This window comes from Streptomyces sp. NPDC021020 (genome assembly GCF_044333285.1).
Taxonomy (GTDB): domain Bacteria; phylum Actinomycetota; class Actinomycetes; order Streptomycetales; family Streptomycetaceae; genus Actinacidiphila.
Window position 1 is genome coordinate 313,099 of sequence record NZ_JBIRQQ010000004.1, and the last position, 13,271, is coordinate 326,369.

10 protein-coding genes are annotated in these 13,271 nt (G+C 71.4%); 7 read left to right on the forward strand and 3 right to left on the reverse strand.

Annotation, left to right across the window (positions count from 1 at the left end; genetic code table 11):
* The first annotated feature begins 421 nt into the window (after positions 1–421).
* The 7 genes from ACH4SL_RS13370 to ACH4SL_RS13400 all read left to right on the forward strand — a co-directional run bounded on the left by ACH4SL_RS13370 (position 422) and on the right by ACH4SL_RS13400 (position 9,827).
* On the forward strand, positions 422–1,066 hold the full coding sequence (locus tag ACH4SL_RS13370; RefSeq protein ID WP_398444636.1) for a DUF6230 family protein: 645 nt from the start codon (positions 422–424) through the stop codon (positions 1,064–1,066).
* Positions 1,067–1,162: 96 nt separating this feature from the next.
* Entirely contained in the window at positions 1,163–1,753 is a 591-nt protein-coding gene (locus tag ACH4SL_RS13375) for a DUF6114 domain-containing protein (RefSeq protein WP_398444638.1), read from the forward strand.
* Positions 1,743–3,035 carry a hydrogenase expression protein HypF gene (locus tag ACH4SL_RS13380; RefSeq protein ID WP_398444640.1) on the forward strand — a complete coding sequence of 431 codons (1,293 nt, stop codon included), beginning with the start codon at positions 1,743–1,745 and terminating at the stop codon, positions 3,033–3,035. Before ACH4SL_RS13375 ends, ACH4SL_RS13380 begins: the two co-directional genes overlap by 11 nt.
* 500 nt (positions 3,036–3,535) lie before the next feature.
* Positions 3,536–4,765 (forward strand): FG-GAP repeat domain-containing protein, encoded by a 1,230-nt coding sequence (locus tag ACH4SL_RS13385; RefSeq protein ID WP_398444642.1) that lies wholly within the window; start codon positions 3,536–3,538, stop codon positions 4,763–4,765.
* Positions 4,766–4,917: 152 nt separating this feature from the next.
* On the forward strand, positions 4,918–6,027 hold the full coding sequence (locus tag ACH4SL_RS13390; RefSeq protein ID WP_398444644.1) for a transglycosylase family protein: 1,110 nt from the start codon (positions 4,918–4,920) through the stop codon (positions 6,025–6,027).
* Between the two features lie 48 nt (positions 6,028–6,075).
* On the forward strand, positions 6,076–8,061 hold the full coding sequence (locus tag ACH4SL_RS13395; RefSeq protein ID WP_398444646.1) for a glycoside hydrolase domain-containing protein: 1,986 nt from the start codon (positions 6,076–6,078) through the stop codon (positions 8,059–8,061).
* A 5-nt stretch (positions 8,062–8,066) separates the two neighbouring features.
* Entirely contained in the window at positions 8,067–9,827 is a 1,761-nt protein-coding gene (locus ACH4SL_RS13400; RefSeq protein WP_398444648.1) for an endonuclease/exonuclease/phosphatase family protein, read from the forward strand.
* A gap of 77 nt (positions 9,828–9,904) precedes the next feature.
* On the opposite strand, the gene ACH4SL_RS13405 is transcribed toward ACH4SL_RS13400, so the two are convergent.
* The 3 genes from ACH4SL_RS13405 to pyk all read right to left on the reverse strand — a co-directional run bounded on the left by ACH4SL_RS13405 (position 9,905) and on the right by pyk (position 13,234).
* Positions 9,905–10,582 carry a response regulator gene (locus ACH4SL_RS13405; protein WP_398444650.1) on the reverse strand — a complete coding sequence of 226 codons (678 nt, stop codon included), beginning with the start codon at positions 10,580–10,582 and terminating at the stop codon, positions 9,905–9,907.
* Positions 10,566–11,429, reverse strand: coding sequence for a sensor histidine kinase (locus tag ACH4SL_RS13410; protein WP_398444653.1), 864 nt, complete (start codon positions 11,427–11,429; stop codon positions 10,566–10,568). The genes ACH4SL_RS13405 and ACH4SL_RS13410 overlap by 17 nt, the downstream gene beginning before the upstream one ends.
* A 386-nt stretch (positions 11,430–11,815) precedes the next feature.
* Positions 11,816–13,234: a pyruvate kinase gene (pyk, locus tag ACH4SL_RS13415; RefSeq protein ID WP_398444655.1), complete on the reverse strand. Its 1,419-nt coding sequence runs from the start codon at positions 13,232–13,234 to the stop codon at positions 11,816–11,818.
* Positions 13,235–13,271 lie beyond the last annotated feature (37 nt).

Consider the following 13,271-nt stretch of genomic DNA (forward strand, 5'->3'; position numbering starts at 1 on the left):
GAGCCCCTTGTGCGGCGGCCCCGAATGGACCACGATCGGCCAAGCTCGGTCCGTAGCCAGCGCCCGGCAGCCAGCCGGTGCCCGGGTCCACGGGTCCCCGCCGAGCGGGAGAGCGCGGCAGCCGCCGCGTCTTTCGGGACAGGGGGGTCTCCGTCCGCCGTGATGGAACCGGATGGAGCCTGTCCAGCAGGTTGCGCGAGAGCGTGGCCAGTGGTTGTCGCTCGGGGGTGATCGCCGACGTCCCGGACACCGCCGTCCGGACTCCCCAGGCAGTTCCGCAGGGCTTTCCCGCAGGACTGGCCCCGGGAGGCAGACGGCCATGCCCGGCGCGGCGCTCTCCTTCCCGAGGACGTAGCACTTCTCCCATCCCAGGCCCGGACCAAGGTCCGGTCCGGAGATGTACGTCCGAGAAGGAGGAAACATGGAATCGCACGTTCGGGGCGGTACCAGATGGCGGCGGTTCGCCGTCGTCATGGTGCCGAGTGTGGCCGCCACCGCGGCGATAGGCGTGGCGATCGCGCAGGGCGCGCTCGCGGCGTCGTTCAGCGTGTCCGGCCAGCAGTTCAAGGTCACGGCGAAGACGCTGCACGGCGAGGGCTTCGAGCAGTACGGCGCGCTCGACGTCGTGACGCCCGGCAAGAAGGGGGAAGACCCCAAGCCGACACCGGTGGCGGTCTCGGCGTTCACCGACGCCACCATCGTCGGCCTGTGCCAGTCGGTCGTCATCCCGACGCCGATCGGTGTGGACGTGACGCTCGTCCTGAAGGCCGGTCCGGACAAGGACCACGCCGTCACGGCGCACAACCTCTACATCGACCTCGACCAGCTCGACGCCGACGCGGTCTTCACCAACATCAACATCGGTGTCGCGGCGGGCGCGAAGGGCCAGCCCGGTCCCGGCATCAAGGCCGGTGACAACGCGGACGGGTCCACGTTCGCGCAGACGGCCGAGTCGGCCGACCTGACGGACGTCAAGCAGACGGCGTGGGCGACCAGCGCGGGCACCTTCCGCCTCACGGGCCTCAGCCTCAGGCTCCACCTGGGCTCCGGGGGCCAGTGCTACTGAGCACGGTCTGACTCGCTCTGGGCGAGCCGCGCGGGGCGCGGCTCGCCCACGGCACCCCTTTCTTCACGCAACGCCAGTTCCAGGGAGCTGTTTTCCATGAGCGCCGAGTCGCAAGGGTCCCCCGACGCCTTCACCCGCGGCCGCATCGCCTTCCGGCACTGGCGGTGGGAGCGGCCGTTCTGGGCGGGGGTGGTGACCATCATCGGTGGGGCCGCCATCGGGTACGTCCCCTACCACAACATGACCTTCGGCCAGCTGGGCGTCCGGGTCGGCACCACGGCGGGTGCCAGCGCGCTGATCATCGGCGTGCTGCTCATCACCCTGAGCCTGACGATGTGGTTCCAGCGCGAGGTGCGGATCTTCGCCGGTGTCGCGAGCATCCTGCTCGGCCTGGTGTCCATCCCGATGACCAACCTCGGCGCCCTCGTGGGCTTCCTGTTCGCCATCGTCGGCGGCGCGCTGGCCGTCGCCTGGGCGCCCGGCACCCCGGTGCCCGACGACCCGGGCGAGCAGGCAGAGCTGCCCGGCGACGGCCCGAAGCCGGTGGACGACGCGGCGGATCCCTTCGCCGGCCCCGCCGACCCCGCGCTCCCCGCGGACCCGTTCACCACGCCCGAGCCGGTGCACGCCGGAGCGGGGGCAGACGAAGAGACCACCGAGCAGAACGGGAGGCACCGTGCTGGGTGACGAAGCTCAGCCGGCCGAGAGCGCGCGCCGCGAGCGGACCCGGTCCGGACCGCGGCACGCGGCCCCGCGCAAGTCCCTGCTGACGAAGCTGCACATGCCGGCCGGCAAGGCGGTGGCCCTCGCCGCGATGCCGACCGCGGTGCTCATGGGCATGGGACTGACCCCGCACCTGGCGCAGGCCGACGAGCCCAAGAGCCCCTTCAAGCCGGGCCCGTGCGTGACGCAGTCCGAGACCCCGACGCCCTCGCCGTCCGGGACGGCGAAGAAGGACTCCGCGGGTTCGGCGAAGAAGGACGACAAGGCGACGCCGAAGCCGACGACGAGCCCGAGCGCCACGACGGGCAAGAACGATTCCGCGCCCGAGCCGGAGACCTCGCCGTCCGCCGATGCCGCCAAGCCCGACACGGCGGCGTCCGCGCCGGCGACCCAGCCCACCGCGAGCCCGAGCCCGACCAAGTCCGTCAACCCGCTCGATCCGCTGGGCCTCGGCGACCTGCTCGGCGGCCTGCTCGGCATAGGCGACGCGACGCAGCCCACCGCGAGCCCGACGCCGACCCCGACGCAGCCCTCGGCGACCCCCACGGCGACTCCGAAGACCACGCAGGACGCCAAGGACGCCGAGGATCCGGTCAAGGACACCGTCAAGGGCGTCGTGACCACGGCGGACGGCGCGCTCCAGAAGACCAAGGACACGGTCAAGGACACGGTCAAGGGCGCCACGGACGGCGCGTCGAAGACCGCCAAGTCCCTGACCGGCGACGACTCCGCGGCCACCGCCGGCGACCCGCAGTCCTTCCCCTGCCCCACCTACGACGCGAAGGCCCTCGCGGACGCCCAGACCGAACAGGGCATCCCCCTGCTCCCGGACGACCCCTGGGTCCTCAAGAGCTCGCTGCTGACCCTCTACGGCCTGAAGTACGACGGCATCGTGCAGGTCAAGACCTACGGCGGCACCGTCAAGGACGTCCTGAAGTTCACCGCGACGGGCATCGACATCGGCGACCTCCACCAGATCGTCGACGGCCCCGGCGGCACCAAGACCCACGTGACGGCGGCCAAGGGCTCCACGTCGACCTTCCGCAACGGCACGGTGACGATGTACACCGAGTCCCTGAGCGGCAACCTCCTCGGCGTCGTCCCCATCACCTTCACCCCGAAGGCCCCGCCCCCCCTGACCCTCCCGGTCCTCTTCTTCACCGACGTCACCGTCATCCAGGCCGGCCAGTTCGGCGGCACCCTCACCGTCCCCGGCATGAAGGTCCTCCCGGGCCAGGACGCCTGACCCACCCTTCTCCGAAGCGCCCGCCCGCCCTCCTCCACGAGGGCGGGCGGGCGCTTCGCGTCGGCGCCGACGGATCCGCGGACGCACGTCCGGGTATCGAAAGTCGTATCCGGGGGCGGCGCCCTTCGATATCCGCCGGTGACCTTCGGTGCGTTGTTCCCGGGCAATACGGACGGAAGCGGGAATCGGCGATTGTCCGCCGGTGACCTCCCATGGCACGTTACGTGCGCCGCGCCAGTCCGTTGGAGAGCGGTCGCCGGCTGCGGCGCGTAGCAGTCCTTGGATCCGGCATTTACCCGTGCGGCGGAATCGGTGCGCCATTTTTCGGCGCCTCGTGAAACGTGCGCGGGGCCGGTCTGTCTCTTGTGGAGGAAAAGGTGCAACTTCGCCTGCGGAGAAATCGCGTCGCCCTGGCGATGCTCGGAGCGGCGCTGTGCGTCGGCGTGGCGGTGCCTGCGAGCGCGAGTGCGGATGTGGCCGGGAGCGGGTCGGCTGCCGCGGTGGGTGACTACGGGAGCCCTGGGCAGGGGCCGGAGGAGCAGGTCGCGCAGTCCGCGCAGGCCCTGGCGCCCGCGATCACCAGGACCGAGGTCATCAAGCGGGCGGCGAGCTGGGTCGGCCTGGGGCTGGACTACAGCCGGAGCGCGACGTATCAGGGCTACCGCAAGGACTGCTCGGGCTATGTCTCGATGACCTGGAAGCTCAGCCGGTCGCTGACGACAAACACCTTCGGTCCCGACGGCGTCACCGAGGACATCTCCAAGAGCGAACTCAAGGCCGGCGACGCCCTGAACAACCCCGCCGTCGGCGACAACGGCCATATCGCCCTCTTCGAGAAGTGGACCGACTCCTCCAAGACCTCGTACTGGGGTTACGAGTTCACCGGGAGTGGTGTCCACCACCGGAAGATTCCGTACCCGTACTTCAGCGGTTTCGGCGACTTCCATCCCGTGCGCAACAAGTCCGTCGTCGACGACTTCGACCCGGGCATGACGAACCTCGTCGCAGTCGGCGACCAGACCGATGACGGAGTCCCCGACATCATCGCCACCAAGGTCGCGGACGGGAAGCTGTACCGCTACGCGGGCCCCGACTACAGCGGTGCCACCCGGGTGGAGATCGGCACGGGGTGGAACTCCATCGACTCCGTCACCGCGGTCGGTGACCTGAACGGCGACGGGCAGACCGAGCTCGTCGCCGCCAAGAACGACGGGACGCTCTACCGCTACAACGGGCCCGACTACAAGGGCACGGACCGGAAGCAGATCGGCACCGGCTGGACGTCGATGACCAACCTCACCGGAGTGGGCGACCTGAACGGCGACGGCCACCCGGACCTGCTCGCGGTCGAGAAGTCCAGCGGTGCCCTCTACCGCTATCTGGGCCCCGACTTCAGCGGCGCCACCCGGCTGCAGATCGGCACCGGCTGGAACACCATCGCCAACATCGCGGCGGTCGGCGACTTCAACGGCGACAAGTACACCGACCTCGTCGCCGCCAAGGAGGACGGGACGCTCTACCGCTATCTGGGCCCCGACTTCAGCGGCGCGAGCCGAGTACAGATCGGCACCGGCTGGGACTCCATGAACAACCTGGTGAGCCCGGGCGACGTGGACAAGGACGGGAAGCCCGACCTGCTCGCCGTCAAGCTCTCCACCTCCGAGCTGTTCCTCTACCACGGGCCCGACTTCGTCGGTGACGACCGCACCAAGATCGGCACGGGCTGGTAGAGCCCGGCCGCCGACTCCGCCGCGCGGGGCAGGCAGCCCGGCCGCTCGGCAGTCCGCCGAGCGGCCACCCCCGGGGCCTGCCCGCCCGCGCGGCGGATCCCCCCGACTCCCCACCCCCGACTCCCCACACACGGAAGAGCCCCGTGACACACGTGCGCCGTTCCCGAAACGTCATACGCGCGGCGGTCGCCGCCGCGCTCCTCACCCTGGGCGCGGCCGCCGCCCCCGCTCCCGCGTCAGCCGCCTCCGTCAGCACCTGGGACAAGGTCGCCCGCTGCGAGAGCAGCGGCAACTGGAGCATCAACACCGGCACCCAGTACACCGGCGGCCTCCAGATCAGCAACTACAACTGGCAGCACTACGGCGGCACCGACTACGCGCCGCACGCCTACCAGGCGACCAAGAAGCAGCAGATCCTCATCGCCGAGAAGATCCTCGCCGACCAGGGCGCGGGCGCCTGGACGTGCAGCCCGGGCACCGGCCTGGCGACGGACACCGCGGACCCGTACCCGCTGCCGCGGATGGCGAACCTGACGGGCGTGGGCGACCAGAACAAGGACGGCAAGCCCGACCTGCTCGCCGTCAAGCGGTCCACCGGCGTCCTCTACCGCTACTCGGGCCCGGACTTCAGCGGCGACACCCGGGTGGAGGTCGGTACCGGCTGGTCCTCGATGACCGGCATCACCGCGGTCGGTGACCTGAACGAGGACGGCGCCACCGACATCGTAGCCACCAGGTCGGACGGAAAGCTCTTCCTCTACCCGGGCCCCGACTACCGCGGTGAATCGCGCGTGGAGATCGGCACCGGCTGGACGTCGATGGCCAACGTCACCGGTGTGGGCGACGTGGACAAGGACGGCAAGCCCGACCTGCTCGCGGTCAAGCGCTCGACCGGCGTCCTCTACCGCTACTCGGGCCCGGACTTCAGCGGCGACACCCGGGTGCAGATCGGTACGGGCTGGGACGCGATGACGGACATCGCCGCCGTCGGCGACCAGAACGGCGACGGTGTCACGGACATTGTCGCCGTCGACGGCAGCGGCAAGCTCTACCGCTACTTCGGCCCCGACTACAAGGGGACGGACCGGAAGCAGATCGGCACCGGCTGGGACGTCATGGCCGAACTCGTCGGCCCCGGCAACGTCACCGGCAGCGCCACCCCCGACCTGCTGGCCGTGGACATGGTCAGCGGCGTCCTCTACCGCTACACCGGCCCCGACTTCAGCGGCCCGGCCCGTACGGGCATCGGCACCGGCTGGTAGTCCCCGGCGCCCCTCCCACCCAACTCCCTCATGACAGGAGTCACTTCCGTGCACCCGCACCCCCGCACCACCCGCGCGAGACGGGGCCGCGCCGGCTTCCGTACCGGCGGTCAGGACCCCCTGCGCCAGAGCGGGTCCGGCATCCGCTCGGGCCGCCTCACCGCGGTCGCCGCCGCGGCCGCCGCCCTGCTGGCCGCGGCCGGCCTCGCGCCCGCCCACGCCGACTCCGCCACCACCCGGACCGTGTCCTACGAGGGCTACCGGTTCGCGATACCCGCCGACTGGCAGGTCGTCGACCTCGCGGACCAGCCCGCCGCCTGCGTGCGCTTCGACCGGCACGCGCTGTACCTGGGCACGCCCGCCGCCGCCCAGGACTGCCCGGCCCATCTGGTCGGCAGGACGGAGGCGCTGCTCGTCGAGCCGGCGCCGCAGTCCGCGGCCGCGGGCAGCACCGAGTCCGCGGCGGACCACGAGATCACGGTCACCGCCCCCGGCGTACGCGTCACGGCCGCCTACGGTACGGACGCGGCGCTGGTCCGTACGGTCCTGGCCGGCAGCGGGCTGCCCACCGCCGCCCCGCGCCTCGCCCCGCAGGCCGCCCCGGCGGCGGCAGCCGCCCTGCCGCCCTCGGTCACGGACTTCACCGGCAAGGGCTTCGAGGCCTGCTCGGCGCCCAGCAGCTCGGCGATGAAGACGTGGAAGGACTCCTCGCCGTACGGCTCGGTCGGCATCTACATCGGCGGCCCGACGCTACCCTGCAAGCAGCCGAACCTCACGGCCTCCTGGGTCCAGCAGCAGGCGGCCGCGGGCTGGCACTTCATGCCGATCTACGACGGCCCGCAGGCGCACTCGCTCTCCTCGCCCACCAGCCAGGGCAAGGCCGCCGCCGACGACGCGATCGCGGACGCGGAGGCGCTCGGCTTCAGCGCGGGCAGCGTCATCTACGACGACCTGGAGCTGTACGACCCCGTCTACCGGGACAAGGCGCTCGCCTACGTGTCGGCGTGGGATGCCGAACTGCACGCCAGGGGCTGGAGTTCGGGCGTCTACGGCAGCTCCTCCTCCGTCATCACCGACCTGGCCGCGAAGGCGGGCAGCAGTTTCGTCCAGCCCGACGTGCTGTACATCGGCCACTGGAACGGCGTGGCCGACACCGCCGAGTCCGCCGTCCCCGCGGGCAACTGGACCGCGCACCAGCGCATCCACCAGTACGCGGGCCAGGTGACGGAGACGCACGGCGGCGTCACGATCGCCATCGACCGGGACTACCTCGACGTGGGCGTGTCCTCGGCGATGTCCCGGGCCGCGGCCGTGGGCGACGTCACCGGCGACGGCAAGCCCGACCTGGTCGCGATCGGCCGGCCGACCGGCAACCTCTACCGCTACTCGGGCCCGGACTACAGCGGCGACACCCGGGTCCAGATCGGCACCGGCTGGAACGCCTTCCAGACCATCACCGGCGTCGGGGACCTGAACGGCGACGGCCACGACGACCTCCTCGCCCAGACCCCCTCCGGCGACCTCTACCGCTACTGGGGCCCCGATTTCAGCGGCGACACCCGGACGCTGATCGGCACCGGCTGGAATTCCATGAGCAACATCACGGCCGTGGGCGCCCTGACCGGTGAAAAGAGCTCCGACCTGATCGCCGTCAAGAAGTCGACCGGTGTCCTCTACCGCTACGCCGGCCCGGACTTCAGCGGCGCCACGCGTGTGCAGATCGGCACCGGCTGGAACACTTACCACACGCTCGCCGCGGTCGGTGACCAGACCGGTGACGGCCACCCGGACATCCTCGCGACCGGCACGGACGGCAAGCTCTACCGCTACGCCGGCCCGGACTTCCGCGGTCCGGAGAAGGTCCAGGTCGGCGACGGCTGGAACACCATGACGCGCCTGGTGAGCCCCGGCGACCTGACCGGCAGCTCCACTCCCGACCTGCTCGCCGTCAAGATCGGTACCGGGACGCTCTACCGCTACGCGGGCCCGGAACTCGACGGCGGCAGCCGCACCGAGGCGGGGACGGGATGGTAGGCCCCGTGTTCTCCTCAGGCGCCCGCACCGCCCGCACCGCCCGCACCGCCCGCACCGCCCGCACCGCCCGCACCGCCCGCACCGCCCGCACCGCCCGCACCGCCCGCCGGTGGGCCGTGCTCGGCCCGCTCCTGCTGCTGATGACGCTCCTCGCGCTGCCGGCCCCCGCGCGGGCGGACTCCCTGCCGGTCACCACCGCGCAGACCGTGCACGTCGCGACCTACAACATCTGCGGCAGCTCCTGCCCGAACAGCAACTCCGGCGACAGCGCCGCCAACCGGGAGAACGCGGTGGTCGCGCAGATGTCGGCGACGGGCTGGAACGCCGACGCGGTCTTCCTCCAGGAGGTGTGCAGGAACCAGTACGACGCGATCCGCGGCCGTGTGCAGAAGCTCGGCTACAACGGGATGTTCGCCACGACGATCGCGGCCGGCAAGAGCGCGACCGCCTGCAAGAGCAAGTACGACTACGGCGTGGCGCTCTTCGTCAAGGGGCCCGTCCTGCAGTCGACCACGCTGTCGCTGACCGTCGGCGGCGAGGTCGAGAAGATCCTCGTCCCGTGCGTGCGCACCACCCTCCAGCACCGGGAGACCTGGGCGTGCTCGGTCCACCTGTACTGGAAGGACGAGACCCTCAACCAGGCGGAGTCGGCGAAGCTCGCCGCCCAGGCCGCCGCGTGGGAGGACGCCGGCACCCCGGTCATCCTCGGCGGCGACTTCAACGCCGCGCCCCGCAAGACCTCGATGGGCGACTTCTACAGCCGCAGCGTCGCGGACGGCGGGCACGGCCGCTTCGTCGAGGCCGACGAGACCGACAAGGACCACTTCGACCAGCGGGTGTGCGATCCGGCGGCGCGTACGTACTGCCGGTCGGGCGAGACCAGCTTCACCGGCACCGCGGCCTACAAGCTGGACTACCTGATGTTCAGCGAGCGGTACTTCAGGGCCGCGCGGGGAGACGTCCTGCCCCGCGACGCGTCGGTCTCCGACCACCAGCTCTACCGCGGCGCCGTGTCGTTCGCCGGCATGTCGGGCGCGGCGGCGGTGGGGGACCCGGCGAAGGGCACGGCCGGCGACATCGTCGCGATCGCCCGCGCCACCGGCAACCTCTACCGCTACTCGGGCCCCGACTACAGCGGCGCCACCCGGGTGCAGATCGGCACGGGCTGGAACACCTTCGACCGGATCGTCGGCATCGGCGACGTCACCGGTGACGGGGTGTCCGACCTGCTCGCCGTCAAGGGCGACGGCGTCCTCTTCCGCTACTCGGGCCCCGATTTCAGCGGCGCCACCCGGGTGCAGATCGGCACCGGCTGGAACGGCATGGCCGGCATCAGCGCGGTGGACGACCCGGACGGGAACGGCTCGCAGAACATCGTGGCGGTCGCCCTGGCGACCGGTGACGCCTACCGGTACACCGCCCCCGACTACAGCGGCCCCTCCCGGACCCTGGTCGGCACCGGCTGGGGCACCTACGGCCAGCTGGCCGGAGCCGGCGACGTGACCCGCGACGGCGTGCCCGACCTGCTCGCGGTCGACGCCGGCGGCGACCTGCTCCGGCTGTCCGGCCCCGCCTACCGCAGCGCTGACGCGGTGCAGGTCGGCACCGGGTGGGACTCGATGGCGAACATCACCGCGGTAGGCGACCTCGACGGCGACGGCGCCCCCGAGATCCTCGCCACCAAGGCGGCCACGGGCGAGCTGTTCCGCTACTCGGGCCCGGACTTCTCCGGGCCCGAGCGGGTGCTCACGGGCACCGGCTGGTAGGCGGCGGTGCGTACCGCCCGGGCCGTCCCCACGAAAGGGGGCGGCCCGGGCGGGCCGGGAGTCAGCCGTGGCCGGACTCAGCCGTGGACAGGCGTACGCGGCGGGCCGGCGGGCCTGATCAGGGCCGCGTCGACCGCCCTGTTCACCGCGTCGATCCTGGAGACCGCCCCGAGCTTGGCGAAGACGTTCCGCAGATGCCGCTTGACGGTCGCCTCGGTGAGGTCCAGCCGGTGCGCGACCTGGCTGTTGCTCAGCGCCAGGGCGACCAGCTCCAGCACCTCCAGCTCGCGGTCGGTCAGCGCGGGCCCGGACGGGGCGGACTGCATCTGCACCAGCGTCTCGCGCGACACCGACAGCACCATGCGCTCCGCGTCGCGGCCCACCCCCCGCACGGCGGAGACCAGTTCGTGCCGGCTCACGCTCTTGAGCAGGTAGCCGCGCACCCCCGCGGCGACCACCCGCCGTACGACCCGCGGTTCGTCGAACATACTGAGGATGATGATCCGCGAGTCCGGCGAGACGGCACGTATCGCGCGGACCGTCTCGGTGACCTCCGCACCCCGCAGGTCGACGTCGAGCAGCACGATGTCCGGGAGCAGCCGCCCGGCCTGGGCCACCCCGTCCTCGCTGGTGGCGGCGCCACCGACCACCACCAGGTCGTCGTAGGAGACCAGGATCTCCCGCAGGCCGTCGCGGACCAGGGTGTGGTCGTCGACCAGCAGCAGCCGCAGCCGCGCGTCAGGCGATGTTCTCAACGCCATGACCTGTCAGCGGGACGGTGAGGCGGACTCTGGTGCCGACCTCGATCAGGCTGGTGCACAGCAGCCGCCCGCCGAGCGCGTCCGCCCGCTCCGTCATCGAGGCCAGTCCGCAGCTTCCGCGTACAGGGCCGGTCGTGTCGAAGCCGCGGCCGTTGTCGAGGACGGTGCCGCACAGCTCGTACGGGGTGATGTCGACGGAGATCCGCAGCGAGCGGGGGGTCGCGTGGGCGAGCGCGTTGCGGGCCGCCTCCCGCAGGACCAGGAAGCTCTCGTCAACCACCCGGGGCGGGACCCACGACTCGTCGCCGTTGACGTGCACGGTCACCGTCACGTCGGCGGTGTCGGCGCTCTGCAGGTACGCGCGCAGGGCCGCGTCGAGGCTGTGCAGCGCGGGCCGGCTGTGCAGTGTGCACGTCACCGCGCGTAGATGGCGCATGGAGTCCCGCAGGGCCTCCCACGCGCCGCTCCAGTGGCCCTCCGCGGCGGCCGGGTCGGTGGAGCGGCGGATGTCGTACAGCTCCAGCTGGCGCTGCGTCATGCTCAGGCAGTAGCCCATCCGGTCGTGCAGCTCCCGGGCGATCCGCCGGCGCTCGTCGGCCACCGCCTGCGATATCCGCCCCTGCTCGGCCGCGTCCCGCTCCGCGAGCACGCGCCGCAGGGTCGTCGGGAGGCTGCGCCAGGAGGAGGAGGCGATGAGCATGTCACGGGCGTCCGCACACACCTCGTCCGCGCTGCCGGTGCCCGCGGCCGCCGCTAACCCGGTGAGCCGGAGGCCGTCCTCGTACACCGCGAGGATCTCCTCCTGGAGGGACGCGACGAGCCCCGCGGTCCCGTCGGCCATCACTCGTGGTCTTTGCTGTGTACGCGACATGCACAAAACCCCCGCAGTACATTCCCTTTGCGTCCAACGCCGTTGTACCCGAGCGTCATTGTGCCTGATGTGGCGATCGCCGGAGCCTCTCCCGGGCGTCTCCTGAGCCTCTCCTGAGCAAAGCGCCACCGGGTTCGCGGCCGAACTCCCGTGCTAGGGCCCGGTGATGGGCGCCTGACCATGGACAACGGGCCGACGGGCCCGGTTTTGCGCTTCCGTGACGCGATGACGCCAGTTTCTTGGCCGGGCGTACACACGACGTTCACCGTTGCCGCGGTCCACCGACACCGGCGGCCCGCAGCCCGGGGGAGTTCCCCCCCGGGGTACGGGCCGTGGCGAGGTGCGGTACCGGGGTGTCAGGCGCCCAGGTGGTGGACGCGGACGAGGTTGGTGGTGCCGGGGACGCCGGGAGGGGAGCCGGCGGTGATGATGACGGTGTCGCCCTCGGTGAAGTCCGTGAGTTTGAGCATCTCGCGGTCGACGATCTTGACCATGTCGTCCGTGGTCTCGGCGTGCTCGACGACGAAGGACTCGACGCCCCAGGTCAGGGCGAGCTGGTTGCGGGTCGAGGGGTCGGTGGTGAAGGCCACGACCGGCTCGGGCACGCGGTAGCGGGCGAGGCGGCGGGCGGTGTCGCCGGACTTGGTGAAGGCGACCAGGGTCTTCGCGTCCAGGAAGTCGGCCAGCTCGGCGGCCGCGCGGGCGACCGCGCCGCCCTGGGTGCGGGGCTTCTTGCCGGGGGCCAGCGGCTGGAGGCCGCGGCACAGCAGCTCCTCCTCGGCGGCCTCGACGATGCGGGCCATCGTCTTGACCGTCTCGATCGGGTACTTGCCGACCGAGGACTCCGCGGAGAGCATGACCGCGTCCGCGCCGTCCAGGATCGCGTTGGCCACGTCGGAGGCCTCGGCGCGGGTGGGGCGGGAGTTGGTGATCATCGACTCCATCATCTGGGTCGCGACGATCACCGGCTTGGCGTTGCGCCGGCACAGCTCGACGAGTCGCTTCTGGACGACCGGCACCTGCTCCAGCGGGTATTCCACCGCGAGGTCGCCGCGGGCGACCATCACGGCGTCGAACGCCATGACGACGTCCTCCATGTTCTTGACCGCCTGCGGCTTCTCCACCTTGGCGATGACGGGGACCCGGCGGCCCTCCTCGTCCATCACGCGGTGCACGTCGCGGACGTCCTTGGCGTCGCGCACGAAGGACAGCGCGATCATGTCGACGCCCATCCGCAGCGCGAAGCGCAGGTCCTCGATGTCCTTCGCGGACAGCGCCGGGACGTTCACCGCCGCGCCGGGCAGGTTGATGCCCTTGTGGTCGGAGATGACGCCGCCCTCGACGACGAGCGCGCGCACCCGCGGGCCGTCGACCTCGATGACGCGCAGCGCGACGTTGCCGTCGTTGATGAGGATCGGGTCGCCCTGCGAGACGTCGCCGGGCAGGCCCTTGTACGTGGTCCCGCAGATGGTGCGGTCACCGGGGACGTCCTCGGTGGTGATGGTGAACTCGTCGCCTGCGACCAGCTCCACGGGTCCGTCGGCGAAGGTGGCCAGCCGGATCTTGGGGCCCTGCAGGTCCGCGAGGATGCCCACGGCCCTGCCGGTCTCCTCGGCCACCTTGCGCACGCGGGTGTAACGGCCCTCGTGCTCGGCGTGGCTGCCGTGGCTGAAGTTGAGTCGGGCCACGTTCATGCCGGCCTCCACCAGTGTCTTCAACTGGTCGTAGGAGTCGACGGCGGGACCCAGGGTACAGACGATCTTGGCTCGGCGCATGGGCGCTATCCTATCGGTTTGTTCCGCTCCGGAATAT

Coding starts and splice junctions, on each gene's coding strand:
- ACH4SL_RS13410 (WP_398444653.1), bottom strand. CDS start 11,429: ATGGCCGACGGGACCGCGGGGCTCGTCGCGTCCCTCCAGGAGGAGATC.
- pyk (WP_398444655.1), bottom strand. CDS start 13,234: ATGCGCCGAGCCAAGATCGTCTGTACCCTGGGTCCCGCCGTCGACTCC.
- ACH4SL_RS13375 (WP_398444638.1), top strand. CDS start 1,163: ATGAGCGCCGAGTCGCAAGGGTCCCCCGACGCCTTCACCCGCGGCCGC.
- ACH4SL_RS13370 (WP_398444636.1), top strand. CDS start 422: ATGGAATCGCACGTTCGGGGCGGTACCAGATGGCGGCGGTTCGCCGTC.